23 protein-coding genes and 1 tRNA gene are annotated in these 25,492 nt (G+C 69.8%); 10 read left to right on the top strand and 14 right to left on the bottom strand.

Annotated elements, in window-relative coordinates:
* Nucleotides 1-113 precede the first annotated feature (113 nt).
* A tRNA-Val gene (locus tag SLV14N_RS27905) sits at nucleotides 114-185 on the bottom strand.
* 141 nt (nucleotides 186-326) lie between these two features.
* On the opposite strand from SLV14N_RS27905, the gene SLV14N_RS27900 reads away from it, so the two are divergent.
* The 7 genes from SLV14N_RS27900 (at nucleotide 327) to SLV14N_RS27870 (ending at nucleotide 7,288) form a co-directional block, all read left to right on the top strand.
* Complete coding sequence (locus SLV14N_RS27900) at nucleotides 327-1,712, top strand: hypothetical protein (RefSeq protein ID WP_263271556.1); 1,386 nt, start codon at nucleotides 327-329, stop codon at nucleotides 1,710-1,712.
* 284 nt (nucleotides 1,713-1,996) lie between these two features.
* On the top strand, nucleotides 1,997-2,629 hold the full coding sequence (locus tag SLV14N_RS27895; RefSeq protein ID WP_208688136.1) for a DUF4383 domain-containing protein: 633 nt from the start codon (nucleotides 1,997-1,999) through the stop codon (nucleotides 2,627-2,629).
* A gap of 218 nt (nucleotides 2,630-2,847) precedes the next feature.
* On the top strand, nucleotides 2,848-3,552 hold the full coding sequence (locus SLV14N_RS27890) for a FadR/GntR family transcriptional regulator (protein WP_263271555.1): 705 nt from the start codon (nucleotides 2,848-2,850) through the stop codon (nucleotides 3,550-3,552).
* Nucleotides 3,553-3,776: 224 nt separating this feature from the next.
* Nucleotides 3,777-4,922, top strand: coding sequence for a galactonate dehydratase (dgoD, locus tag SLV14N_RS27885; RefSeq protein WP_263271553.1), 1,146 nt, complete (start codon nucleotides 3,777-3,779; stop codon nucleotides 4,920-4,922).
* Nucleotides 4,923-5,143: 221 nt separating this feature from the next.
* Nucleotides 5,144-5,764 (top strand): bifunctional 4-hydroxy-2-oxoglutarate aldolase/2-dehydro-3-deoxy-phosphogluconate aldolase, encoded by a 621-nt coding sequence (locus SLV14N_RS27880; protein ID WP_018088024.1) that lies wholly within the window; start codon nucleotides 5,144-5,146, stop codon nucleotides 5,762-5,764.
* A complete protein-coding gene (locus tag SLV14N_RS27875; RefSeq protein WP_263271550.1) occupies nucleotides 5,752-7,047 on the top strand; it encodes a sugar kinase in 1,296 nt (431 codons plus the stop codon). The genes SLV14N_RS27880 and SLV14N_RS27875 overlap by 13 nt, the downstream gene beginning before the upstream one ends.
* A 25-nt stretch (nucleotides 7,048-7,072) precedes the next feature.
* Entirely contained in the window at nucleotides 7,073-7,288 is a 216-nt protein-coding gene (locus tag SLV14N_RS27870; RefSeq protein ID WP_026169346.1) for a zinc ribbon domain-containing protein, read from the top strand.
* A 60-nt stretch (nucleotides 7,289-7,348) separates the two neighbouring features.
* Here SLV14N_RS27870 and SLV14N_RS27865 read toward each other — a convergent pair whose 3' ends face one another.
* The 3 genes from SLV14N_RS27865 to SLV14N_RS27855 all read right to left on the bottom strand — a co-directional run bounded on the left by SLV14N_RS27865 (nucleotide 7,349) and on the right by SLV14N_RS27855 (nucleotide 9,942).
* On the bottom strand, nucleotides 7,349-7,972 hold the full coding sequence (locus tag SLV14N_RS27865; protein WP_174857791.1) for an O-methyltransferase: 624 nt from the start codon (nucleotides 7,970-7,972) through the stop codon (nucleotides 7,349-7,351).
* 180 nt (nucleotides 7,973-8,152) lie between these two features.
* Nucleotides 8,153-8,812, bottom strand: a complete 660-nt coding sequence (locus SLV14N_RS27860; RefSeq protein ID WP_263271549.1) for a response regulator transcription factor — start codon at nucleotides 8,810-8,812, stop codon at nucleotides 8,153-8,155.
* Nucleotides 8,803-9,942, bottom strand: a complete 1,140-nt coding sequence (locus SLV14N_RS27855; RefSeq protein ID WP_263271548.1) for a sensor histidine kinase — start codon at nucleotides 9,940-9,942, stop codon at nucleotides 8,803-8,805. The genes SLV14N_RS27860 and SLV14N_RS27855 overlap by 10 nt, the downstream gene beginning before the upstream one ends.
* Nucleotides 9,943-10,051: 109 nt before the next feature.
* On the opposite strand from SLV14N_RS27855, the gene SLV14N_RS27850 reads away from it, so the two are divergent.
* Nucleotides 10,052-10,690 carry a DedA family protein gene (locus SLV14N_RS27850; protein ID WP_263271547.1) on the top strand — a complete coding sequence of 213 codons (639 nt, stop codon included), beginning with the start codon at nucleotides 10,052-10,054 and terminating at the stop codon, nucleotides 10,688-10,690.
* Here the strand turns inward: SLV14N_RS27850 and SLV14N_RS27845 are convergent.
* Genes SLV14N_RS27845 through SLV14N_RS27835 form a run of 3 tightly spaced genes read right to left on the bottom strand, consistent with a single transcriptional unit; the run spans nucleotide 10,653 to nucleotide 15,283 of the window.
* Nucleotides 10,653-11,474 carry an HAD family hydrolase gene (locus SLV14N_RS27845; protein WP_263271546.1) on the bottom strand — a complete coding sequence of 274 codons (822 nt, stop codon included), beginning with the start codon at nucleotides 11,472-11,474 and terminating at the stop codon, nucleotides 10,653-10,655. The genes SLV14N_RS27850 and SLV14N_RS27845 overlap by 38 nt on opposite strands.
* The gene (locus SLV14N_RS27840) at nucleotides 11,474-14,095 is read right to left on the bottom strand and encodes a phosphoribosyltransferase (RefSeq protein ID WP_263271545.1); all 2,622 of its coding nucleotides are present in this window, start codon (nucleotides 14,093-14,095) and stop codon (nucleotides 11,474-11,476) included. The genes SLV14N_RS27845 and SLV14N_RS27840 overlap by 1 nt, the downstream gene beginning before the upstream one ends.
* 15 nt (nucleotides 14,096-14,110) lie before the next feature.
* Nucleotides 14,111-15,283: an HpcH/HpaI aldolase/citrate lyase family protein gene (locus SLV14N_RS27835; RefSeq protein WP_263271544.1), complete on the bottom strand. Its 1,173-nt coding sequence runs from the start codon at nucleotides 15,281-15,283 to the stop codon at nucleotides 14,111-14,113.
* 218 nt (nucleotides 15,284-15,501) lie between these two features.
* On the opposite strand from SLV14N_RS27835, the gene SLV14N_RS27830 reads away from it, so the two are divergent.
* Nucleotides 15,502-16,680 carry a TerD family protein gene (locus SLV14N_RS27830; RefSeq protein ID WP_263271543.1) on the top strand — a complete coding sequence of 393 codons (1,179 nt, stop codon included), beginning with the start codon at nucleotides 15,502-15,504 and terminating at the stop codon, nucleotides 16,678-16,680.
* Between the two features lie 97 nt (nucleotides 16,681-16,777).
* On the opposite strand, the gene SLV14N_RS27825 is transcribed toward SLV14N_RS27830, so the two are convergent.
* From SLV14N_RS27825 to SLV14N_RS27800, 6 genes are all read right to left on the bottom strand, one after another.
* Nucleotides 16,778-17,530: a Tellurium resistance gene (locus tag SLV14N_RS27825; RefSeq protein ID WP_208684522.1), complete on the bottom strand. Its 753-nt coding sequence runs from the start codon at nucleotides 17,528-17,530 to the stop codon at nucleotides 16,778-16,780.
* A gap of 89 nt (nucleotides 17,531-17,619) precedes the next feature.
* Nucleotides 17,620-18,759 (bottom strand): DUF475 domain-containing protein, encoded by a 1,140-nt coding sequence (locus SLV14N_RS27820; RefSeq protein ID WP_208684520.1) that lies wholly within the window; start codon nucleotides 18,757-18,759, stop codon nucleotides 17,620-17,622.
* A gap of 52 nt (nucleotides 18,760-18,811) precedes the next feature.
* The gene (locus SLV14N_RS27815) at nucleotides 18,812-19,387 is read right to left on the bottom strand and encodes a TerD family protein (RefSeq protein ID WP_208684518.1); all 576 of its coding nucleotides are present in this window, start codon (nucleotides 19,385-19,387) and stop codon (nucleotides 18,812-18,814) included.
* A 192-nt stretch (nucleotides 19,388-19,579) separates the two neighbouring features.
* The gene (locus SLV14N_RS27810) at nucleotides 19,580-20,155 is read right to left on the bottom strand and encodes a TerD family protein (RefSeq protein ID WP_018088038.1); all 576 of its coding nucleotides are present in this window, start codon (nucleotides 20,153-20,155) and stop codon (nucleotides 19,580-19,582) included.
* A 163-nt stretch (nucleotides 20,156-20,318) separates the two neighbouring features.
* The gene (locus SLV14N_RS27805; protein ID WP_018088039.1) at nucleotides 20,319-20,777 is read right to left on the bottom strand and encodes a peroxiredoxin; all 459 of its coding nucleotides are present in this window, start codon (nucleotides 20,775-20,777) and stop codon (nucleotides 20,319-20,321) included.
* Nucleotides 20,778-20,924: 147 nt separating this feature from the next.
* Nucleotides 20,925-21,356, bottom strand: coding sequence for a DUF3052 domain-containing protein (locus SLV14N_RS27800; protein ID WP_006605843.1), 432 nt, complete (start codon nucleotides 21,354-21,356; stop codon nucleotides 20,925-20,927).
* Between the two features lie 516 nt (nucleotides 21,357-21,872).
* Between SLV14N_RS27800 and aceE the strand changes: the two genes are divergently transcribed.
* Nucleotides 21,873-24,605 (top strand): pyruvate dehydrogenase (acetyl-transferring), homodimeric type, encoded by a 2,733-nt coding sequence (gene aceE, locus SLV14N_RS27795; protein ID WP_208684516.1) that lies wholly within the window; start codon nucleotides 21,873-21,875, stop codon nucleotides 24,603-24,605.
* A gap of 143 nt (nucleotides 24,606-24,748) precedes the next feature.
* On the opposite strand, the gene SLV14N_RS27790 is transcribed toward aceE, so the two are convergent.
* A complete protein-coding gene (locus SLV14N_RS27790; RefSeq protein ID WP_208684514.1) occupies nucleotides 24,749-25,159 on the bottom strand; it encodes a peptidase inhibitor family I36 protein in 411 nt (136 codons plus the stop codon).
* Nucleotides 25,160-25,492: the final 333 nt, after the last annotated feature.

Genomic DNA, 25,492 nt, shown 5'->3' with positions numbered 1-25,492 from the left:
GCACGTAAGTGGCACACACCGCGCGCCGCGCCGTCCGCAGCAGAAAACGATCAAGGCCCAGGAATCCGATTCCACCTCGGATGACCTGGGCCTTTGTCGTTTCACGCAAAGAGTGGGCACAACAGGATTTGAACCTGTGACATCTGCTTTGTAAGAGCAGCGCTCTACCGCTGAGCTATGCGCCCTGGCCGAGCCGACAGACTACCTTGCCTCTGGGGCCGCACTGCAAACCAGTGCTCGAAGTGCGAACTTACCGGCCGATGTGTTCGTTCGGGTGAGTGGGAGAATGACATTCGGTCCTGGGGCGATCCGATCGGGAGAGGGAAGTGACGGCGACAGACACTCAGCCGCATGAGCAGCGAGAACGCCGTCGCGCCCGTGGGGGCCCGGTCCGGGATGTGGTGGCGCTCATGTTGCTGCCGTTGCCGTTGGTGGTGGCGTTGGCGCCGTTGTCGTTCGCGGGCGGGGGGACCCGTCGCTGGTTCGGGCGGGGGGAAGGTCAGCGGGCCGATGCGCAGGCCGCGAAGGATGCCGCGGCGGCGGCGTTCTACGAGCTGGACACCGCGCACCGGGATCTGCGGATCTCCATAGAGACGATCACCGCCGTCGACACCTCGCCGCCCGCGCGGAAGGCGGCAGAGGAGTACGAGGGCTTCGGGCGGCGGATCGACGAGGTGAGTCACGGGTACATCACCGCGGTCGACTCCCACGATCTTGACCGTGACGACCTCGACGGCGCCTCGATGGCGCGGGCGCGGGCCGATCTGACGCGTGCCAAGCAGGAGCTGGACCGCGTCAAGGGCGAGCTGGACCGGTTCGCGCAGGGGCTGGGGCCGCTGCTGCAGTCCGCCGAGACGCAGCTGGCGCGGCTGGCCCCGGCCGTGGAACGGGCACGGCAGGCGCTGCTCGCGGCGAGCAATGCGCTGGATGCGGTCCGTGCGCAGGGCCTGCAGGCCGATGATCTCGCGGCCCGGCTGGCGGCGCTCGCGCCGGAGCTGACCAAGCTCAACCAGGGCGCCGGGCAGCACGGCGTACCGGAGACGATCCGGCGCGCCGACGACGTCGTGCGCCAGGCCGAGGGCGTACGGACCGAGGCCGAGCGGCTGCCGGGCAAGGCCGCGGAGATCGACAAGCGGCTGGTGTCGCTGCGGACCCGGGCACAGGCGATCACGACGCGTGCAGGGAACGTCGACCCGGTCCTCAGCGAGCTGCGGCGGCGCTACAGCGCGGCGTGCTGGCAGGACCTGCAGCAGGTGCCGGAGCAGGCCACGCAGTCCGTCCAGCAGGCCGAGGTCAAGCTGCGGGAGGCGCAGCAGGCGCGTGACGAGCAGCGCTGGGCGGATGCCACGAGCCGGCTGGCGACCGTACGGGCGCTGCTGGACACCACCGACGAGGCGGTGTCGGCGGCGGGTGACCGGCTGCAGCGGCTCGATGCGGTGTCGTTCGACCGGCAGAAGGAGGTCGATCGGACCCGCTTCGCCGTACGGGACGCGCAGCGACTGGCGATGACCGGGCGCAGCACCCCCGATCCGCGGCATGCCGGCCCGCTGGACGATGCGGTGGCACGGCTGGACCGTGCGGTCGCGGGCCTGGAGGGGCGCCATCCGGACTGGTGGCACTTCCTGATGGAGACCGAGGCGGTACGGGAGACGGCGGCCCGGGTGGTGCAGGAGATCCGGGAGGCCAGGGGCGGGGCCGGGGCCGGCGGCTGAGGCTCCGGGGCCTCCTCGGGATGTGATCCTGCCGGGCCGGTGTGCGGCCCGGTCCCGGCCGGAAACCTGCGGGCGGTGCGGGCCGTGCCCTCCTCCCCGGCCGCCGGGCGCGATGGCGTGAAATGCCACCTGGGCTGATCCTGGAGGGAAGTACGGCCCAGTCGGCACCTGCGCGAAGGAGGCCGGACATGGCTACTGGGGCTACTGGCCAGACCCTGCACGGGCCCGCGAACCCGCTCCACCGGGCCAAGAGGCACCGCACACGGCTCGATGAGCATCTGCCCGTGGACCATCGGCTCAGCAAGGTCTACCGCATCGGCGCCGGGCTGATGGGCCTGGTACTGATCGCCTTCGGCATCCTCGGACTGACCCACCACATCGGCTACTTCGACACCGGCGGCGACACCGTTGCCGGGCTGAACACCAATGGCTCCCTGAGCGTGCTCTCGATCGTCGTCGGAGCGATCCTCTTCGTCGGCATGGTGATCGGCGGGAACTTCGCCTCGACCCTCAACATCGTGCTCGGCGCCCTCTTCCTCCTGAGCGGATTCGTGAACCTGGCGCTGCTGGACACCGGCGCGAACTTCCTCGCCTTCCAGATTCAGAACGTCCTGTTCAGCTTCGTGGTCGGGCTGATGCTGCTGGTCTTCGGGATGTACGGGCGGGTCAGCGGTGGCCTGCCCCATGACAATCCGTACTGGCGCGCACGGCACCCGGAGGAGGCGGAGCAGTTCGACCGCGGACAGCTGCGTCCCGTCTCCGGCATGACGGCCGCACGGCAGGCGGCGCGGATCAAGATGCAAGGCGCCCCGCATGCCGGGCGCGGTTCGTTCGGCGCCGGCACCAGCGGGAGCAGAAGGCGCACCACCGCCCTCGACAGCGGCACCCGCGCCGGTGGCGACAGCAAGAAGCCCTGAGCCGGGGCGAGGAGACGTCAGGGCGTACCGAGGTGGGATTGGGGTGCTCGGTACGCCCTGATGGCTGGGTGGGTGGGGTGGCGTGGGGCGAGCGGGTCGGTGTTCCGTGATTTCCGCCAGGTCGGAGTGGCCGACGTGGCTGGAGTGGCGGGGACAGCTGAGGGGGCGCGAGGGGAAGGCGTCGGGGTCAGCAGGAACGGGGAGCAGGGAGCAGCACGATGAGCCGTTCGGGGCACGCCGCCTCCTCAGGGCACGGGGCGCACCATGGGGCGGTCGAAGCGCTCGCCAAGCGGATCTTCAAGGGCACCTACGGTGAGGGCGACAGCCTGGTGATGCCGGAGGTGCTGGCGGAGCTGGACGTGAGCCAGACCGTGCTGCGGGAATCGATCAAGGTGCTGACCACCAAGGGCCTCCTCGGGACCGACAAGAAGCGTGGCACGTTCGTCCGCCCCCGGGAGGACTGGAACCTCCTGGACACGGACGTCCTGCGGTGGAAACTGGCGGCCGGTGTCTCGTCCGACTTCTTCGCCGATGTGCTCGAACTGCGTCGTTCCATCGAGCCCGCGGCGGCCGCGCTCGCCGCGGAGCGCCGTACCGACGAGGATCTGGCGGCCCTGGATGCCGCGTTGAGTGCGATGGCCGCGGCCGGCAACGACCCGGTGCTGCTCGTACGCGCCGACGCGTCCTTCCACACGGCGATGCTGATCGCGTCGAACAATCGCTTCTACGCGCAGATGCACCGGGTGATCGTGCCGGTGCTCGTCCAGCGCGACCGGGAGGTGCTCGCCGCGGACGGCGCGTTCGAGCAGCCCCATGCCCTGCATGCCGCGGTCGTCGACGCCGTACGGAACCGGGACGTCGACGGGGCCTACATGGCGATGCTCGAACTGCTCGATGTGTCCGCGCGGGAGCATCCGCAGTAGCGGGAGCATCCGCGCAGGGGGCGGATGCAGCGCGGCGCAGGCCGGAGACGGAGGGGCTGCGTGCCGGGAGCGGCGTCGGTTCACGCGGTGACGTGGGTGGGCAGGACCTCGCGCACAGGCCCGGCGCGCGGAGGGCCGGGGCCGGGGCCGGTGGGTGGCACGGCCCGACTGGAGCGCGCTGGCCATACGCCCGTATTCCGCACGTCGAAAGGACGGACCGGTCCATGAAGATCAGCCGCATCGAGACCTTCCTCGCCCCGCCGCGCTGGATGTTCGTACGGGTGGAGACCGATGAGGGCGTCGTCGGCTGGGGCGAGCCGGTGGTCGAGGGGCGGGCCGAGCCGGTCCGGGCGGCCGTGGAGGTGCTGTCCGAGTACCTCCTGGGACAGGATCCGGCGCGTATCGAGGACCACTGGCAGGTCATGACCAAGGGCGGCTTCTACCGCGGCGGGCCCGTCCTGTCGTCCGCCGTCGCCGGTCTGGACCAGGCGCTGTGGGACATCAAAGGGAAGCGGCACGGGGTCCCCGTCCACCAGCTGCTCGGCGGGCCGGTCCGCGAGAAGATCCGCGCCTACGCATGGGTGGGCGGCGATGAGCCGCATGCCATCCGCGACGCGGTCACCGCGCAGACCGAGGCGGGCTTCACCGCCGTCAAGATGAACGGCTGCGGCAGGATGACGCCGGTGGCGACCCGCGCCGAAGTACGCGAATGTCTGCTGCGCGCCGAGACCGCACGCGAAGTCCTCGGTGACGAACGGGACTTCGGCCTCGACTTCCACGGCCGGGTCTCGCCCGCCAACGCCCGCAGGCTCCTCCCCCTGCTCGCCGACTACGCGCCGATGTTCGTCGAGGAACCCGTCCTCTGCGACTTTCTGCATGCCCTCCCCGACCTCGTGAACGCCTCTCCCATCCCCCTCGCACTCGGTGAACGTCTCTTCACCCGGCGAGAGTTCCTCGCTCCGCTGCAAGCCGGCGTGGCGATCCTCCAGCCCGACATCTCGCATGCGGGCGGCATCTCCGAGCTGCGCCGGATCGCCGCGCTCGCGGAGGCGTACGGGGCGCAGCTCGCCCCGCACTGTCCCCTCGGCCCGGTCGCCCTGGCCGCCAGCCTCCAAGTCGCCTTCACTACCCCGAACTTCCTCATCCAGGAACAGTCCATCGGGATCCACTACCACCAGGGAGCCGAGCTGCTGGACTATGTCGTGGATCCGGAGCCGTTCCGCTTCCACGGCGGCTCACTGCTGCGGACCGAGCGCCCCGGGCTCGGCGTGGAGGTGGACGAGACCGCCGTGCGGGCGGCGGACCAGCGGGGCCACACCTGGCGGAACCCCGTCTGGCGTCATGAGGACGGGGCGTTCGCCGAGTGGTGACGGGGCGGGCACGCGGAGGCCGCCGATCTCTCCGGCTCCGCCCGGCGACGACGCACAGGCCACACCCGAGTCGCCCTACCCCATCACCACACCCGTCCCACGCTCCACACCCCACACGCCCGTCCACCCGGCCCGGAATAATCAGTGGTGTCACCCGTGCGCCCGAACGGCCCGGTCGCGCACCACGCACGCGGCGGGGAGCAGGAGAAAGCAGGAACGCCATGGACTTCAGCACAGCGCTCCGGACCGAGCGGCTGGTCGCCATCATCCGGGGCAGGGATGCGGAGGCGTCCTTCCGCACGGTCATGGCGCTTGCGGAGGCAGGCCTTCCGCTGATCGAGGTCTCACTCAGCGGACACGACGCCCTCACCGTCATCCGACGGGCGCGTGCCGAGCTCGGCGATGCGGCCTGGCTCGGCGCCGGCACCGTCCTGACCGCATCCGACGCCCGGCGCGCCGCCGAGGCCGGTGCCAATCTCATCGTCACGCCCGGTCTGGGGGCCGGCCTGGAGGAATCCGTACGGCAGGGGCTCTCGACGCTCGCGGGGGTGCTGACGCCGTCCGAGGTGATCGCGGCCGATGCGCTGGGCGTCTCGGCCCTGAAGCTGTTTCCGGCGTCCGTCGGCGGGCCCGGGTATCTGCAGGCGCTCCGCGCGCCCTTCCCCGAGCTGCCGTTCGTACCGGTCGGCGGGGTGGACGCGGCCGCCGCGCCGGCGTACTTCGCCGCCGGAGCGGTGGCGGTGGGCGTCGGCTCGCCGCTGGTCGGGGACGCGGCGGACGGCGGCGACCTGGACGGGCTGCGCAAGCGCGCGGCGGAGTTCAAGGCGGCATGCGCACGATGACGGGGCAGCCGGCTGCCGCGGGCAGCGAGGACCAGCGCGGCGCCGCCGCACCCCGCCCCGGGGCGGCACCCGGCCGCCCGCTGCTTCCCGCACAACCGGGCCGCCCGGACGTCTTCACCTTCGGCGAGACCATGGTCGCCCTACGGGGCAGCGGCCCGCTGAAGCTCGGCGGCACGATGAACGTCTCCATCGCCGGGGCGGAAAGCAATGTCGCGATCGGCCTGGCCCGGCTCGGGCACGACGTCCGCTGGGCGGGCGCGGTCGGCGAGGACGAGGCCGGACAACTGGTGCTGCGTACGCTGCGCGCCGAGGGCGTCGGGGTGTCCGGCGCCTCGACCGATCCCGGCGCTCCGACCGGGCTGCTCCTCTTCGAACCGCGACTGCCCGAGGTCACCCGGGTGCACTACTACCGCGCGGGGTCGGCCGGCTCCCGGATCGGCTCTGACGTGATCGAGCGCGCCTTCTCCGCCGCCCCGCCCCGCGTCCTGCATCTGACGGGCATCACCCCGTCCCTCAGCACCACGGCCCGCGCGGCGGCCCGGAGCACCCTCCAACTGGCCCGGGAATCCGGCACTTTGGTGTGCGTCGATGTCAACTTCCGCGCTCGGCTGTGGACCGCTGAAGCGGCCGCCGAGGTCCTCCGCGAGTGGATTCCCTTCGTGGATGTCCTGATCGCCTCCGATGACGAGCTGCCGCTGTGCCTGCCGGGAGGCGGGGGCGGGGAGGGCTCGTCAGGTGGGGGCGAGGGGAGCCACGGGGCCAAGGGGCCCACTGGGGCCAACGGAGGGCTTAGGGCCGAGGGGGTCGGCGCGGGCATGGGTGCCGAGGGGGACGACGGGGGCCTGGCTCGTTGGGCATCGGAGCAGGAGGAGGCCACGGCTGCCGGTGCGGGGGTGTGCGGTGATGCCGTGCCCCTCCCCCCTCAGGAGGCCGCGGGCGACCCCGCGGTCACCGTGGCAGCGCAGGCCCGTCTCCTGCTGGACCAGGGGGTCGGCGAGGTCGTGGTCAAACTCGGCGCGGAGGGGGCGACGGCCTTCACCCACGGCGGCTCCCTCCACCGGCCCGCCAAACCGGTACGGGCCGTGGACGCCGTGGGCGCCGGTGACGCCTTCGTGGCGGGCTATCTGTCGGCGCTGCTGGACGGCGAAGGGCCGGCCGGACGCCTGGAGCGGGCCGTTACCACCGGAGCGTTCGCGGTCGCGTCGCCCGGCGACTGGGAGGGCGCGCCGACCCGCGCGGAGCTGGGCATGCTGGGCGCGCCGCCCGGCTCCGTCGTGCGCTGAGCGGCGCCACGGCTAACCTGTGCCCATGCCTCGTTACGAATACCGGTGCCGCCCCTGTGGCTCCACCTTCGAGCTGAACCGGCCGATGGCCGAGTCCTCCGCCCCGGCCGTCTGCCCCGAGGGCCACGAGGACACCGTGAAGCTCCTCTCCACGGTCGCCGTCGGCGGCTCCGCAACCGCCCCCGCCCGTGCCCCGAGCGGTGGGGGCGGCGGTTGCTGCGGAGGCGGCTGCTGCGGCTAGGGCAGTGCTGGGCGGCACCAAGTCCTGGGGGCTGAGGCCTGGGGCTGAGGCCTGAGGCCGCTACCTCTTGCGCGCCAGCGTCACCCCGTCCGCCACGGTGAGGATCACCGCCTCCATACGAGGGTCCGCCAGCACATGGTCGTTGAAGGCCCTGATCGCCAGGGCGGACCCGGTGGCCGCCGGGTCGGCGACCTCCCCGTGGTACAGGACGTTGTCCGCGACGATCAGACCTCCCGGCCGCAGCCGGGGCACCAGCTCCTCCCAGTAGGCGATATAGCCGCCCTTGTCCGCGTCGAGATAGGCGAGGTCGATATGCGGCTCGGCCGGCATCGCCCGCAGCGTTTCCAGCGCGGGCGCGATCCGCAGATCGATACGGTCGGCGACGCCGGCCTTCGCCCAGGCCTCCCGGCCGTAGGCCGTCCACTCCTCGGAGACATCGCACGCGATCAGCGTGCCGTCCGCTGGCATCGCCTGCGCCATGGACAGCGCCGAGAAACCGGTGAACGTCCCTACCTCGACGACCTGCCGAGCCCCGGTCAGCCGCACCAGGAACGCAAGCAGCGGCCCTTGCTCCTCCGCCGACTGCATCCCCGCCGCCTCGGGGAACTGTTGGTGTGTGAGCTCCACGATGTCCCGCTGTGCGGCGTTCAAGGGCGGGTTGTGGGCGAGGACGTACTCGTACATCTCCGCTGTGATCGGCGTGCTCTTGGACTCAGCCACTGGCTCTCCTCTTGATCAAGGATCGCGGTCTCGGCCGGTCACCGGACGGTGCAGCCAACCGCCCCGGCGAGACTAGTCGAGCTCGTCGCCAACCGGTCGCTGATTTCCCCCTCCCTCGACGAGCCGTCACTCAGACGTTGCGTCTCATGTCCCCAAGTACCGCAACACCGCCAGGACCCGGCGTGAATATCCGGAAGTGCCGATCAGCTCGAGCTTGTCGAAGATCGCGTTGATGTGCTTCTCCACGGCGCTCTGCGAGATGTGCAGCCGGACGGCGATTGCCGCGTTGGTGTGGCCCTGCGCCATCTCCCGCAGCACCTCCTGCTCGCGTGCGGTCAGCGTGCCCAGCGGATCCGACCGGCGGCTGCGCATCAGCAGCTGCCGTACGACTTCGGGGTCGAAGGCGGCCTGTCCTCTGCTCACCCGTTCCAGCGCGTCCAGGAACTCGTCCACTTGGACCACCCGGTCCTTGAGCAGATAACCCACCCCCTCGCTGTCATCGGTCAGCAGCTCCGTCGCATAGCGGCGCTCGACATACTGCGACAGCACCAGCACGCCGATGTCGGGCCAACGCTCCCGTATCTGCACGGCGGCACGCAGCCCCTCGTCGGTGTGCGTGGGTGGCATCCGGACGTCCACGACCACCGCATCCGGCTTCTCGCCCTGCTCCGCCGCCTTCTCCAGCACGGCGATCAGCTGATCGGCGTCGCCGACCGCGGCCGCCACCTGGTGCCCCTCCTCGGCGAGGAGGCGCACCAGGCCCTCCCGCAACAGGGTCGAATCGTCGGCCAGCACTAGGCGCACGGCAACTCCGCGGTGATGGTGGTCGGTCCGCCGGCCGGGCTGTCCACCCGGAACCGGCCGTCGAGGGCGGCGACCCGGCGGGCCAGCCCGAACAGGCCGCTGCCGGAGGAATCCGCGCCGCCCGGTCCGTCGTCCTCGATACGCACGAGCACGGCGTCCTCGCCAGGGGCGACGCGGACCGCTATCCGTCCGGCGCCGGAATGCTTGACGGCGTTGGTGACGGCTTCGGAGACCACGAAGTAGGCGACCGTTGCCACGGCGGTGTCGGGTTCGATGGCAAGTTCGTAGTCGAGGCATACGGGGATGGCCGAGCGTTCGGCGACCGTTTCCAAGGCGGCGCGCAGGCCTGCTTCGTCCAGCACTGTCGGATAGACCCGCCAGGCCACCTCACGCAGCTCGGTCAGGGCCTGGCCGCTCTCTTCGTGGGCCTGGCGCAGGAGTTGTTCCGCGCGCTGCACGTCCTGGCTGCGCAGCGCGCGGCCGAGCAGCATCCCCAGGGCCACCAGCCGCTGCTGCACACCGTCGTGCAGATCGCGTTCGATACGGCGTCGCTCATCGTTGACCGCGGCGATGACGCCGGCGCGGCTGGCGGCCAGCTGCTCGATGCGGCGCTCCAGCTCCTCGTGGTGGCTGGGGCCGAGGTAATACTGCGCGAGCCTGGCCTCCAGCCCCGCGACTCCGAAGGTGCCCTGCAGGCTGAGGAAGAGGAGGAAGAGGCCGCCGATGCTCGACAGCGCGAGGTTTCCAGGATGGCGGACGTCGGTGAGCAGCAGGATGAAGATCCAGGAGATGCCGTACGCCACTCCGATCAGCGCCGCGCCCAGGACGAGAGCGCCCAGCAGGCCCAACCCCCAGCGCAGGGACAGATATTGCAGGGCGCGGTGGTCCGCGTACGCGTCCGAGGTGTCGGCCGCGACATAGACGCGGAGGCGGCGTCGATGGGTCTCGGTCAGGGCTCGTGCGGTGGCGGTCACGGGCTTCAGGACCGCGCGGCGGCCGCGCGGCCAGGCGACGACGCACAGCAGGGAGAGGCCGGAGAGCAGGACGAAGGGGAGCTCGGCCGCCGCGATCACGGCACCGAGCACCAGACCTGTCGCCAGGCGCAATCCGCGCCGCGCAATTCCCAACATGATCAAAACGCTAGCCGCACCGTGCGTCCGCGCACACTGCGGAAAACCGCAGTCTTTCGTGCGGTCTACCGCAATGTGCCGCGAGGAGAGAATTCATAACGTTGAAAACATGATCGAGAGCATCGGAAGCACCGCACCCGGCTGGATCACCGACCTCATGGACGCGCTCGGCGCGCCCGGCGCGGGTGTGGCCATCGCCGCAGAAAATCTCTTCCCGCCGCTGCCGAGCGAGGTGATCCTGCCGCTGGCGGGCTTCGCCGCCGCCCGCGGCAGCATGCATCTGGCGTCCGCGCTCGCGTGGACGACCCTCGGCTCGGTGACCGGCGCCCTGGCGCTGTACGGCGCGGGCGCGTTGCTCGGGCGCGAGCGTACGGTCGCGATCGCATCGAAGCTGCCGCTGGTCAAGGTGTCGGACATCGAGAAGACGGAGCGCTGGTTCCGGCGGCACGGGACGAAGGCGGTGTTCTTCGGCCGGATGATCCCCCTCTTCCGCAGCTTCATCTCCATACCCGCCGGAATCGAGCGCATGCGGGTGCCGGTCTTTCTCTCCCTGACCACCATCGGCAGCCTCATCTGGAACACGATCTTTGTCCTCGCCGGCTATCTGCTCGGCGACAACTGGGAGGAGGTGACGGGGTATGTGGACGTCTATTCGAAGGTGGTCCTTGTGGCAACTGCGCTGGCGGTGGCGGTCTTTGTCGTTGTCCGTGTCAGCCGGCGTGGCCTGGGGGCACGGCGCCGCGGATGAAGGCCCGCACGATCTCCTCGCCGGCGGCGACACCCCGCTCATCGAGCGCGGTGACATGGGGGGCCTGCCAGCCGGAGTCCGCCAGCTCCCCGTGTCCGGGCCGCCATCCGCGGTCCGCGGCCAGCAGCAGATCGGCGTCGAGGAGGGAATCGCCGGCCGCGAGGATCTCGGACGCCCCGGTGCGGCGCGCCACCTCCGCCACGGCTGCGCTCTTGGTCAGCGGCTTCGGCACGGCATAGATCTTGCGGCCCTGCAGGGAGACGGTCCAGCCGCGTTCGTCCGCCCAGCCGGCGAGGTCCTTCACCCAGGTGTCCGGCAGCAGCGGCCGCTCCACGACGAGATAGGCGAAGAGGTCTTCTGCGGCACGCTCCTTGAGCAGCCATGCCGGGTCGGCGGTGCGGACGAGATGCGCGCGGATCTCGTCCAGGGGCGCACAGTGCGCGGCGAGCCGCTCGGTGACAGTGCGCCGCCAGTCCGGATCCGACTCGCCGCGTACGAGCAGATGGCCGCCATTGGCGCAGATGGCGAACTCCGGTGCCGGCCCCGGGAGATGGATGCGACCGTACTGCTCCCGGGTGCGGGTGGTGGTCGGCACAAAGGTGGTCTTGCCCGCCAGTTCGGCGAGCAGCCCGGCGGCCGTCTCCGTCATGAAGGACAGCGGCTTGCGCTCATATGTCTCCACGCACAGGAGCCTGGGGGCTTCCGCGTCGGGCATGGCGAGGCCCAGCGCGGCGGCCGAATAGATCAGGGTGCGGTCGAGGTCGCTGGCGATGATGGCGCTCATCAGGAGGCCACCGCCTTGCCGTCAGCACCCGTGGCCCCGCGAGTGAAGCGGGGGTGGATCAACCCGACACAGGTATAGGGCAGTTCGTCGACCTCTTCGACGGGCACGCCCCGTTGTTCCGCCAGGAGGCGCACATGATCGAGATCAGTCCCGGCACCCCGTCGGGCCAGGATCTTCCAGGGGACCCGGCGCAGCAGTACGCGTGTGGTCTCACCGACACCGGGCTTTACGAGGTTCACGTCGTGGATGCCGTATTCCTCGCTGATCCGCTCGACGGCCGCCCAGCCTTCCCAGGTGGGTGCCCGGTCGGCGGCGACCAGTTCCTTCACCTCTTCGGCGACGTCCAGGGCGACCTCGTCGAAGCGCGCGCTGACCGCGTCCAGGAAGGCACGCGACACATCGGTCGAAGCCAGATCGCGGTAGAACTTCGCGCCGTGGAAGTCGTCCGGACCCACGAGGTCGTCTCGCAGGACGGTGCGCGATATGAGGCCGGAGACGGTGGAGTTGAGGCAGGCGGACGGGACGAGGAAGTCGTCGCGGGTGCCGTAGGTCTCGACGCAGCCGCCGGGGTCGGCAAGCACGGCGATCCGCGGGTCGAAGCCCGGGAAGTCCTCCAGGGCCTGGGCGAGTTCGCGGGTGATGGCGCCCTTGCCGGTCCAGCCGTCCACGAAGACGACATCCGCCGGATCGTGATGAGCGGCCAGCCACCGGAGCGCCGTGGTGTCGATCCCCCGGCCGCGGACGATCGAGACCGCGTAGTGCGGCAGTTCCAGACTGTGCGCGTGCCGCGCCCAGCGACGCATCAGCACCCCGACGGGTGTGCCCGCACGCGCCAGCGACACCAGCACCGGACGTGGACTGCGTTCGGCGAGCACGGTCTCGGTGACGGTCCCGACAGCCCGCGCGATCCGGCGCGCGGAGGTCTGCAGCGCGCTGTGAAACAGCGCCTGGTACTCCTCGCTCGGCTGGTATTCGACGGGCAGCGATTCGGCGTAGTGGGCGCCGCCGCGCTGAATCGCCTCCTCGCGTTCCTCGGTCGGCGCTTCCAGGGTGACGTCGGAGAGGTCCTGCAGCAGCCAGCCGACCTCGTCGGCGGTGTAGGAGGAGAAGGCGGGGCCGCGCAGCGGCTCGGGGAGGGGCATGGGTCCGGCCTGGGGTTGCGGGGCGTACGAGGGGACGACGGCGAGCAGCAGTCGGTCGGTGTGCTCGGCGAGCCGGTTCAGCAGACCGTCGGCGGCATGCAGTGCGGGGAGGTCGCCGTGCGAGTCCACGACGGCCACGATGGCGTCGAAGCGGCGTTGCGGGTCGGTGCCGGCCGCGACGTTGTAGGCGTAGCGCTCCCCCGGTCCGTCGGCGGGATCGTCGTGGGCGGGGAAGGACAGCCGGGTCCGTATCGCGTAACCGGGGTCATCGACGGCGAGCACCGGCGACCGGGTCGTGGTGGAGAAGAAGACGCCCGCGCTGCTGGTCGACGCGGACGGCTGACCGTCCCGCGGTGCGAGGGCACCATCCGTCGCCCCGGTGGCGTCACGGGCCGGCCTCACCTCGGTGCTGTCCCCTTCCCCGGCGACAAGGGTGTCCAGAGCATCGGCTATCCGCAGCGGCGCGTACATCAACTCCTCGTTGCCGAGGACGAGGATGCGGCGGGCACCGTCCAGCCGCTGTGCGATCCGGGCCGCCATGCCCGGCAGCCCGGCCTCCAGTTGTGCGCGGTGCGCCGGTGTGAAGCCGTGCCGCCCACCGTCCGGCAGTCCGGCGGGCCAGCCGAGGTCGACCCGTACAACGTCCGCACCGCGACCGTCGGTCCCCGCCGGAGCGCCTGCCGTACTCTGCCCGTCGCCCGCGGGCTCCGACGCGCTCTCCGGGGCAGCCGCCGGCCCCTGTGCCGTAACGGCCTCGTGTGCGGCAACGAGTTCCTGGCCGCGGGCCAGGACGTCCTCGGGCAGGCGTACACCGCCCGCGGCCAGCGCGACGAGGTCGACGCGGGCACCCAGTTCCGCCGCGAACTTCTCCAGATGGCTGCGGTCCGCGTCGGAGCGCATGTCGACCAGGGCGACGACCACGTACCGCTCGCGCGGGAAGCGCGCATGCAGCGCCTTGATGGTGTTCAGAACGGTCCTGCCGGTGGAGAACTCGTCATCGACGAGCACCAACGGTCCGTCCCCGGCGAGGAGTGCGCGGTTCTCGGGGAGCAGCAGATGGGAGGTGGCATGACTGTGCTCCTCCTCGAACCCACCCACCTGCGCCGCACCGGCCACCGGGCGGCGGGTGGAGTGCAGATACGGCGCGAGGGCCAGGCCGTCGGCCACCGAATGTCCCAGGCCGGTGGCGGTCTCGGCGTAGCCCAGGACGACGGAGCGGGCGGCGGCCTCGTCACCCAGCAGCTTCCGCACGCGGCGCCCCAGCCCGAAGCCGGCGCCATGGACCACGCCCGGTCGCTGTGGCACATGCTTCCCGAGCACGTTCGACACGAGCAGATGGGCCCGCTTGGGGTTGCGCCGCAGCGCGAGCCCGAGCAGTTCCGGCAGCTCGTCCCCGCCGCTCAGCGAGACCCCGAGCCGACCGGCGACCCATTCTCCTGTCCAGACCACGCGTTCCGTCTCCTCCGTCGAATCGTTCATATCGATCACCGCATGTCAGGTCTGCGGCACGCTCGCCGTCAGCAGCTCCACGAAACCGATGCCCTCCCGGGCGACCCCGAACGCCTCGGCGCGCAGCAGGGTCCGCTCGGCCCAGGCGCGATGCGGCTTCACCTCGTTCATCTTGTTCGTGTACGAGGAGCGCAGTACCCCACCGTCACCCCGTTCGGGCCGCAGGATGTCGACCGCGTCGCTGAACTCCTCATGGCTGACGACCGAGAGGGCGTGCACCGGTGCGACATGCGAGGGGTGGATGCAGGTCTTGCCCTGCAGGCCGTTCGCGCGGTCGAGTTCGATCTCGCGCAGCAGGCCGTCCATATCGTGCTCGATCAGTGCCGTCCGCAGTTCCTCGGCGCGTCCGAGGAACGGGCTGCGCCGCAGCTGCGGCTTGAACATCCGCTCATGCAGCCGGAAGTACTCCCACACCGGCCCGGTGACCGTGAAGCCCGTGCCGTCCGCCCGTCCGAACACGTTCACCACATCGGAGATCACGGAGGCGACGATCTGGACGTCGTATGCCGTCATGTCGGGCGGTCTGCGCAGACCGTAGGCGGAGCAGAAGTCCGTGACGCCGAGCCGCAGGGCAAGCACCCGGTCCCGGTATTTGTCGACGGTCCTGGCGATGCCCTGAAGGGTCTCGGCGCGGCTCTCCAGATGCAGCAGCTCGGGAGATTCCAGCACCGGCATGGCAAAGAGCCGGCGGGAGCAGATGGACTCGGCCGTGCTCAGCGCCTCGAGGAACGGGACCCCACGGTCCTCCGTGAATTTCGGAAGTACAAATCCAGACAGTCTGTGGACGGCGGCTCCCATGCGGCGCACCAAGTCCGGTATTTGGCCGGGGGTGCGGACGCGGACGAACAGCAGCGGGAGGTCGGTGCCGGCGGCGGCCGCCTCGTCGAGAAGAGCGAGCTGCCGCACGAGATTCTCCTCGCCGGCCTCGACATCCGCGTCCCCTATGGAGTCCTCGAGGCACAGCACCATGGACATCACGCCACGCCCCGCCTGTTTGAGGACGTCGGCGGCGAGGCGCGGGCGGGTGGCGGGGCTGTAGAGCGTGGCTCCCAGGGCGACCGCGAGCGTGCGGGAGGGAGAATCGGCGGTGAACTCCACCGGCTCCTGATGGAACAGCGTCTTCCGGATGTCGGGCGCAAGATGCCCAAAATGCCGCATATAACTCCCCGTCTACCTGCGGGACCCGGGCACCCCCGCTGCGTCTCGCTGTCTGGATCCAGCCGGTAATCGTACGTGCGCGGGGGTGTGGTTAGTTCCCGCGTGCATGAAAATCACGTAACCCCCACGAGGCGCCCAGGTGTCCGCAATCACGAAGCCTGCACCGCTCCGGGGCCCCCGCGTTGTCCCTGCGACCTCAGGGAAGGCAGGATTACGGCATGACGCACGCGATGCTGAAAGGGTCGAACGTACCCCTCGATGCCACGGCTGTCCGGGCCGTCCTGCGCTGGACGCCCGGCGCCGGTGTCCCCGATGTCGATGCCTCGGCCCTGCTGGTGGGACCCGAGGGATGCGTGCGCTCCGACGAGGACTTCGTCTTCTACAACCAACCGCGCCACCCCAGCGGCCTGGTGCGGCATCTGCCGAAGACCCGGCTCGCCGACAAGCTGACCGACACCATCGAGGCGGATCTGGCGACGCTGGATCCGGCGGTGGACCGGGTCGTGCTGGCCGCGTCGTCGGACGGCGGCGCCTTCGCGGGCGTCACGGATCTGCAGGTCCTGCTGTACGACGCAGCGGCGAGCGACCGTGAGCCGATCGCGGTCTTCGACGTGGTGCCCGAGACGGGCGATGAGACGGCCCTGATCTGCGGGGAGCTCTACCGGCGCGCCGAGACCTGGAAGTTCCGTGCGCTGGGGCAGGGGTACGAGACCGGGCTGGTGGGTCTGGCGACCGAGTTCGGGATCTCGGTGGACGAGAACGAAGCGGCCTCCAGACGCCCTGCTCCGCCGGCCTCGGAAGCACCGGTGTCGGCATCGCCCGGCTCGGAGCCCACGACGGCCACCGAGCCGTCCCCGGAAGCCGAGCCCGGCCCCTCCACCCCCGGCCCGTCCGACAACCCGTCCGACCTCCCGTCCGCCGGCCCGGCGAGCAGCCCCTCCGCCTCCCCCGCGACCCCGCCGCCCAGCACCTGGCCGGAAGAGGCCTCGGGCCCGCCCTCCGCGGCGGACCCCCAGACCTACCCGGCGGCGGACCCGGATGCCGTCACCCAGCATGTGGCGGATGCACTGCCGGAGCCGGCCTCGTCCGCACCGCTGCCCTCGTCCGCACCCCTGCCCTCGGCCGCCGCGACATCTGCGGCACCCCCGCCCACGAGCGGCGGCTACGGCTACCCGCAACATGTTCCGCCACCGCCGACGCAGCCTCCGGCCCAGCCCTCCTACGGCTACCCGGGGCCGCCGCCGCAGTACCAGCCCCCGCAGCAGCCCCTGTCCGCGTACGGCGCTCCGCAGCCGCAGCCGCACCCCTCGACGTACGGCTACCCGATGCAGCAGCCCTTCGTGCCGGACCCGTCCTTCGTCCTGCCGCCCCAGGGACCGCAGTTCCAGCGCCGTTAGCGGCAATCCAGCGGATCCCTCCCACCGCCACCGCCCACCCGGGCGACGCACACCCCGGCGGCGCGCGCCGCACAGGCCGCGCGCCGCTCGGGGCGGCTCACACCTTGGTCTTGTAGCCCCGCCCCCACTGGAGCCCCCAGCCGTACAGCCGGTCGAGCTCCGCCTGGAAGCCGTAGACGTACTTCACCTCGCGGCGCACGGTCAGTTCGCCCTTGACGTTCTCCAGCATGAAGACGGCGCAGGAGCGAGCCTGTGACGCCCGCTCGTCCAGCTTGACCTCCACCCGCGGTCCGCTGCTCGGATAGAGCGTCACGACCGCATGCGTGCGGTCGAAGGCGGGCGTGCCGTCGTAGATGTAGACGAAGATCAGCATGCGCTTGATCTCATCGCGGTGGTCCAGGTTGATGTAGAGCGTCTCGCCGGACCCCGAACCGAAGCGGTCATCGCCACTGAGCTTGACGAAGGGCGACCCGTTCAGGTCACCGAGAAAGTTTCCCAGCGGCTGCACCACGCCCCTGGTGCCGTCCTTGAGTTCGTACAGACAGGCCAGGTCCAGGTCGACATTGACCACGGCCGGTCCCTGCGCCTGCACGACCTCGGGCTTGAACAGTTTGCCCGGATGCCTCAGCAGACCGCCCTTGCCCCGCCCACCCCGTTCATGAAGGTCGGACGTCCGCATCTGCCAGTGCAGATTGACCCGCAGATGCCCGGTGGCGGCCCCCTGCTTGGTCAGTGAGACGACTGGATTCCGCTTCGTCAGCTCGACGACATACGACGCACCACCGCTGTCGAATTCAAACTTCTGCGCGCCACCGCGCCACAGGTTCCCCAGGAACGACACCTTGCCCACCCCATCGCTCGGCCCCAACTACCACGGGGCGGCCCGAGGTCTGCACCTCAGGGCCGCCCCGCAGAGAGCGTTCCTCAATCAGCGCCGCGTCACACTCCGGACGCGACTTCCGACTTCTCGCCCGAGGTGCCCCCGGACTTGCCCTCCCGCCGGTTCCGGATCACGGACGAGGTGAACGAGAGGGCGATCAGCACGACGCCGACCAGGCCGGTGATGACCTCGTTGACCTCGTACTTGATCGTGATGAGCAGGATGACGGCCAGCGCGCCGATCGCGTAGTGGGCGCCGTGCTCCAGGTAGACGTAGTCGTCCAGGGTCCCCTTGTGGACCAGGAAGACCGTCAGCGAACGGATGTACATCGCGCCGATGCCCAGACCCAGCGCCATCATGAAGATGTCGTTGGTGATGGCGAAGGCACTGATGACACCGTCGAAGGAGAAGGACGCGTCGATGACCTCGAGGTAGAGGAACATGAAGAACGCGGCCTTGCCGGCCAGGCCGACGGCCGAGCCGTTGCCCTTCGTGGCGGGGGCCGCCGCGACCTCGCCGGCCTCCTCGTCCTCGCCCTCGACCTCGTCCTCCAGCTTGGCTTCGAAGAAGCCGGAGATGCCGCTGACGACGAGGTACGTGACGAGGCCCGCGACGCCGGACAGCAGCACCGTGGCGCTCTTGTCACCGCCGCCGTGCGCGACGCTGGTGGCCACCGTCATCGCGCTCACCAGCAGGGCGACCAGCGCGATGATGATGGACAGGGTGTCCAGCTTGCCGATCTTGGCCATCGGCTTTTCGATCCAGGACAGCCACTTGTAATCGCGCTCCTCGAATATGAAGTCGAGGAAGATCATCAGCAGGAAGATGCCACCGAAGGACGCGATGGCCGGATGGGCGCTGGTGACCAGTTCCTGGTATTGCGCCTTGTCGTTGATGGCGAGGTTGACCGCCTCGATCGGCCCCAGTTTCGCGGTGACCGCGACAATGACGACCGGGAACACCAGTCGCATGCCGAACACGGCGATGAGGATGCCGAGCGTAAGGAAGATCTTCTGCCAGAAGGCGTTCATCTTGCGCAGGATGCCTGCGTTGATGACGGCGTTGTCGAACGAGAGCGAGATCTCCAGGATGGACAGGATCCCGACAATCGCCAGCCCCTGCCACCCCCAGAGCACGCCCGCCAAGGCGAGGCCGAGCACCGTGATGGCGAACGACCAGCCAAAGGTTTTCAGGAGCACTGCCTACCCATTCCCTCGCTGTGTGGGTCCCCCGCGCGCAACGCGCGGCGCTTTACGAAACGTTGACCCCGAAGTCTAGGGCGATGCCCCGGAGGCCTGACGCGTACCCCTGCCCCACTGCCCGGAACTTCCATTCACCCTTGTAGCGATACACCTCGCCGAAGATCATCGCGGTTTCACCGGAGGCGTCCTCACTGAGGTCGTAACGGGCGAGTTCGCTGCCGTCGGCCTGATTCACGATGCGGATAAAAGCATTGCTGACCTGGCCGAAGCTCTGGCCACGCAGATCGGCCTCATGGATCGAGACCGGAAAGACGATCTTGTCCACGTGCTCGGGCACCTGCGAAAGATCCACCAGGAGCGACTCGTCGTCGCCCTCTCCTTCGCCGGTGAGGTTGTCCCCGGTGTGCTCGACGGAGCCCTCCGGGCTCTTGAGGTTGTTGTAGAAGACGAAGTACTCGTCACCCAGCACCCGGCCCGCCTGGCACAGCAGCGCACTGGCATCCAGGTCGAACGGCGCTCCGGTCGTGGACCGCGCGTCCCAGCCGAGGCCGACCATGATCTGCGTGAGATTCGGTGCGGCCTTGGACAGGGAGACATTGCCCCCCTTGGCAAGCGTGACGCTCATCGTTCGCTTCCTCCCCGGTGTCGGTGCGGGCCCGCCCGGCGCGCGGCCCACCACCCTCGTTCAAGCGCGTCCGGCGCCGCACTCCCCGGACAGGGACGTACGGCGCCGGACGCGGTCGTTCTTGGCCCGGGCAGCCGCTTCGGCAGCGCTGCCCGGCCGGACGTCGACGATCGGACCTAGGGATCCGGCCGGTCAGACGTTGACACCGAAGTCCTGCGCGATGCCGCGCAGACCCGAGGCGTAGCCCTGGCCGATGGCCCGGAACTTCCACTCCGCGCCATTGCGGTACAGCTCGCCGAAGACCATGGCGGTCTCGGTCGAGGCGTCCTCGCTCAGGTCGTAGCGCGCCAGCTCAACGTTGTCGGCCTGGTTGACCACGCGGATGAAGGCGTTACGGACCTGGCCGAAGCTCTGCTGACGGGTCTCGGCGTCATAGATCGACACCGGGAAGACGATCTTGGCGACATCGGCCGGCACGGCGGCCAGATTCACCTTGACCTGTTCGTCGTCGCCCTCGCCCTCACCTGTGATGTTGTCACCGGTGTGCTCGACCGAACCGTCCGGGCTCTTCAGGTTGTTGAAGAACACGAAGTTCTGGTCGTTGGCCACCTTGCCCTGATCGTTCGCCAGCAGGGCGCTGGCGTCCAGGTCGAAGTCGGTACCGGTGGTGGTACGCGCGTCCCAGCCCAGACCGACGATGACGGCGGTCAGGTTGGGGGCTTCCTTCGTCAGCGAGACGTTGCCGCCCTTGCTGAGGCTGACTCCCACGAGTCCTCCCATAGATTCGAGGGGTACCTGCGCCCCCATCGTGCATGGCATCGGATCAACGAATTGATCCTAGTGACCGGTTCCCACCGATTGCAGATATCGCACCTGGATCATGCGGATGTCGGCCCGGTGGGCGCCGCCGCGCCCGGGAGAGTGCGCCGGCTCAGAGGGTGCCGAGCGCCTTGACGTAGTCGTTCAGGTCACGGGCGTCGGGCAGGCCGTTGACGACCGTCCAGCGCACCACGCCCTCCTTGTCGATGATGAACGTGCCGCGCACCGCGCAGCCCTTCTCCTCGTCGAAGACGCCGTACGCCCGCGAGGCCTCGCCGTGCGGCCAGAAGTCCGACAGCAGCGGGTACTCCAGGCCCTCCTGCTCGGCGAAGACGCGCAGCGAGAACGGGGAGTCGTTGGAGACGGCCAGCAGCTGGACGTCGTCGTTGACGAACTGCGGCAGCTCGTCACGGAGCGCGCAGAGCTCGCCGGTGCACACACCGGTGAAGGCGAAGGGGTAGAAGAGGAGGACGACGGCCTTCTCGCCGCGGAAGTCGGAGAGCTTGACCAGCTCGCCGTGCTGGTTCTTCAGCTCGAAATCCGGAGCCTTCGTGCCGACCTCGATCGCCATGGGGTGCTTCCCTTCCGCTCACTCTCAACAGGACGCGACCAACCCTACGCGCCGGGGTACACATGCGGGGAACCCGTCCTGAACGGGGCCGAGCCCCCTCCGGAACAGGCGGAGGGGGCTCGGCGGCGAACGTCGGGACGGTGCGGCTCAGCGCTTGCCGGACTTGGGTGTGACCAGGCGGCTGCCGGTCCAGTCCTTGGCCGCGTTGATGCTCTTGGTCTGGGACAGACCCGCGGTCTGCGCGGCCTCATTGATGTCGCTCGGCTCGACGTAGCCCTCACGGCCGGTCTTCGGGGTCAGCAGCCAGATCTGCCCGCCCTCGTCGATCAGGCCGATGGCGTCCACCAGCGCGTCCGTGAGGTCGCCGTCCTCGTCGCGGAACCACAGCACAACGACGTCGCAGACGTCGTCGTAGTCCTCGTCGACGAGATCCTGGCCGATCACGGTCTCAATGCCTTCGCGGAGATCCTGATCGACGTCATCGTCGTAACCGATCTCCTGGACCACCTGTCCGGGCTCGAACCCCAGCCTGGCGGCAGGGTTGGTCCGCTCCTCCGCGTGGTCCGCGGTCGCGCTCACGGATTGCCTCCTGTCATGTTTCGGAAATGCTCGGGGACCCCGCGCGTGCGCGGAGCATTGGGCGTAGTCCACACGGGCCGGGCGGATCGCGCAAGTACCCGGCGGTCCAGACCGCCGAAACGGTGACGTTTGGAGGCGTCTCGCCGCAACCGCGACCCCCGCAGGACAGGCTGAAGTGATTCACGCCACAGCTTTCTGCAGGGTTTATCGGGTACTGGCGCGAGACTGGTCCCTTCGGGGGGCGGCCGCGGCGCGCGGACCTGATTTCGGGGTCCGCACGTCCGTACGCGAAGCACTTTCGACATGGGCGTATGGTTGCGATTTGGCCGACCCGAGAAATCGGCCTTTTCAGCGCCATCTCTCTACGGATGGGTTACCCATCAGTAGAGGTGACGTATCCCTGTGGCTCGGTACACGATGGAAGACGGCGCGACACCAAGGCAGAGACAGCATTCGTCCCGTGCGCAGCATGAAAACCCTGCAGGGCACGACACGAACCGAACACGAAGGAACAGCGTGGCTTCCGGATCCGATCGAAACCCGATCATCATTGGCGGCCTTCCCAGCCAGGTCCCGGACTTCGATCCCGAAGAGACCCAGGAATGGCTCGACTCGCTCGACGCGGCCGTCGACGAGCGAGGCCGGGAACGTGCCCGCTACCTCATGCTCCGCCTGATCGAGCGTGCCCGCGAGAAGCGTGTGGCCGTGCCCGAGATGCGCAGCACGGACTACGTCAACACCATCGCGACCAAGGACGAGCCGTTCTTCCCGGGCAACGAGGAGATCGAGCGCAAGGTCCTGAACGCGACCCGGTGGAACGCCGCCGTGATGGTCTCGCGCGCCCAGCGTCCGGGCATCGGCGTCGGCGGCCACATCGCCACCTTCGCCTCCTCCGCCTCCCTCTACGACGTGGGCTTCAACCACTTCTTCCGGGGCAAGGACGAGGGCGACGGCGGCGACCAGATCTTCTTCCAGGGGCATGCCTCGCCCGGTGTCTACGCCCGTGCGTACCTCCTGGACCGGCTGACCGAGAACCAGCTCGACGCGTTCCGCCAGGAGAAGTCCAAGGCCCCCAACGGTCTGTCCAGCTACCCGCACCCGCGGCTGATGCCGGACTTCTGGGAGTTCCCGACCGTCTCGATGGGCCTCGGCCCGCTCGGCGCGATCTACCAGGCGCGGATGAACCGCTACATGGAGGCGCGCGGTATCGCCGACACCTCCAAGTCGCACGTGTGGGCCTACCTCGGCGACGGTGAGATGGACGAGCCCGAGTCGCTCGGCCAGCTGTCCATCGCCGCCCGCGAGGGCCTGGACAACCTGACCTTCGTCGTCAACTGCAACCTGCAGCGCCTCGACGGCCCGGTCCGCGGCAACGGCAAGATCATGCAGGAGCTGGAGTCGCAGTTCCGCGGCGCCGGCTGGAACGTCATCAAGCTGGTGTGGGACCGCAGCTGGGACCCGCTGCTCGCGCAGGACCGCGACGGCATCCTGGTCAACAAGCTCAACAGCACGCCCGACGGTCAGTTCCAGACGTACGCCACGGAGACCGGTGCGTACATCCGCGACCACTTCTTCGGTGACGACCACCGGCTGCGGGCGATGGTCGAGAACATGACCGACGACCAGATCCTGCACCTGGGCCGCGGCGGTCACGACCACAAGAAGATCTACGCGGCGTACGCGGCGGCCAAGGCCCACAAGGGCCAGCCGACGGTGATCCTCGCGCAGACCGTCAAGGGCTGGACGCTCGGCCCGAACTTCGAGGGCCGCAACGCGACCCACCAGATGAAGAAGCTGACGGTCGAGGACCTCAAGGGCTTCCGTGACCGGCTGCACCTGCCGATCCCGGACAAGGACCTGGAGGACGGCGCGCCGCCGTACTACCACCCGGGTCGCGACTCCGAAGAGATCCAGTACATGCACGACCGCCGCAAGGGCCTGGGCGGTTATGTGCCGACCCGTGTCGTGCGCGCCGAGCCGCTGCAGCTGCCGGACGACAAGGCCTACGCGGGCGCCAAGAAGGGCTCGGGGCAGCAGAAGATCGCCACGACCATGGCGTTCGTCCGGGTCCTGAAGGACCTCATGCGGGACAAGGAGATCGGCAAGCGCTTCGTGCCGATCGCGCCCGACGAGTACCGCACCTTCGGTATGGACGCGTTCTTCCCGTCGGCCAAGATCTACAACCCGCTGGGCCAGCAGTACGAGTCGGTCGACCGCGAACTTCTCCTGGCATACAAGGAGTCGCCGACCGGCCAGATGCTGCACGACGGCATCACCGAGGCGGGCTGCACGGCGTCGCTGATCGCGGCGGGTTCCGCCTATGCGACGCACGGCGAGCCGCTGATCCCGGTCTATGTCTTCTACTCGATGTTCGGGTTCCAGCGCACCGGTGACCAGTTCTGGCAGATGGCCGACCAGCTCTCCCGCGGCTTTGTGCTCGGCGCGACCGCCGGCCGTACGACGCTGACGGGTGAGGGTCTGCAGCACGCCGACGGCCACTCCCAGCTGCTGGCCTCGACCAACCCGGCCTGTGTCGCCTACGACCCGGCCTATGGTTACGAGATCGCGCACATCGTCAAGGACGGTCTGCGCCGGATGTACGGCGAGAACTCCGAGGACGTCTTCTACTACCTGACCGTCTACAACGAGCCGATCCTGCACCCCGCGGAGCCGGCCGATGCCGACGTCGAGGGCATCCTCAAGGGTCTGCACCGGGTCAAGCCCGGCGAGAAGGGCGAGCACACTGCCCAGATCCTCGCCTCGGGTGTGGCGGTGCCGTGGGCGGTCGAGGCCCAGCAGATCCTCGCGGACGAGTGGAACGTCAAGGCCGATGTCTGGTCGGCGACGTCCTGGAACGAGCTGCGCCGCGATGCGGTGGAGGCCGAGGAGCACAACCTTCTGCACCCCGAGGAGGAGCAGCGCGTCCCGTACGTGACGCAGAAGCTCCAGGGCGCCGAGGGCCCGAAGGTCGCGGTTTCGGACTGGATGCGTGCGGTTCCGGACCAGATCGCGCGCTGGGTTCCCGGCACGTACCAGTCGCTGGGTGCCGATGGCTTCGGCTTCGCGGACACCCGTGGTGCGGCCCGTCGCTTCTTCCACATCGACGCGCAGTCCATCGTCCTTGGCGTGCTCACCGAGCTCGCCAAGGAGGGCAAGGTCGACCGGTCGCTGCTGAAGCAGGCGATCGACCGCTACCAGCTCCTGGACGTCGCGGCCGCCGACGCGGGTGAGGCCGGCGGCGACGCCTGACCTGACCGCGGCCTGCCGCCGCACCGCTTCCGCCGCGCCCCCCGACCAGCGTCCTCCGCCGGTCGGGGGGCGCGGTGCTGTGTGGCGCGGTGCTGTGTGACGGGGACTGCGGGCGCGCGGGGGCGGGCCCGTGGGCGGCCGGTTCAGCGTTCCCACACCTTGAACGCCCTGACCCGGTACGGGGACCGGGGCACCCAGCTGCCGCCGCCCGGATAGGTGTCGAACTCGGCGGTCTCGGCGCATTCCACGCTCTGGTAGGTGGTGACCGGCCGGCCCGTGCGGTTGGCAAGGGCGGCGGCGCCGCTGCCCTCGGGCAGCGGGACACAGCTCTCGATGTCGGTGCCGGACAGTTCGTAGGTCCGCCGGGCGCCGCCGAAGTCGGCCTTCGGCCAGAGGCAGAGCTGGCCCGCGTCGCAGTCGCCGGAGGCGGCACGTCCGCCGCCGGCCGCATGGGCGGGCGGGGTGCCGAGGCCGGGCGGGGCGGCGACTGCCGCGGCCAGGGCGGCCAGGAGGCCGGTGAGGAGCGCGGTGGTCCGTGACGTGCGCAGGCGCATGGGAATCTCCCCCGTGGAGTACGAAGCTGAGGTCCGCAGCGGGCCGGTTGCCCGCGGCGGGTTCGTCATCGAGCTTCGCGAGGGCGGTGGGCGGCTGCCAAGCCCGTGGCGGCACTGCCACCCGGATCAGGTATGTGGACAGCCGACCGGGTCGGGGAAGGGCGGTCGGTGCGCGAGGTTGACGTGGGACGGGGCGGCACGGGCGGCCTGCGGAAACCGTTCCTCCCGGCCTGCGCGGGGTGCGGTGACTGCGGGCCCGTCGTCGTGCCCGTAGTGGGGGGCGGGCGGTTCCCGGACCGGCTCATCCGGATGAGGGATTCGGCCCGCCGAGGG

Source organism: Streptomyces sp. Je 1-4 4N24 (genome assembly GCF_026239515.1).
Taxonomy (GTDB): Bacteria; Actinomycetota; Actinomycetes; order Streptomycetales; family Streptomycetaceae; genus Streptomyces; species Streptomyces nigrescens.
The sequence above is the reverse complement of the archived record's forward strand: the minus strand, read 5'-3'. Positions and strand labels throughout refer to the sequence as shown.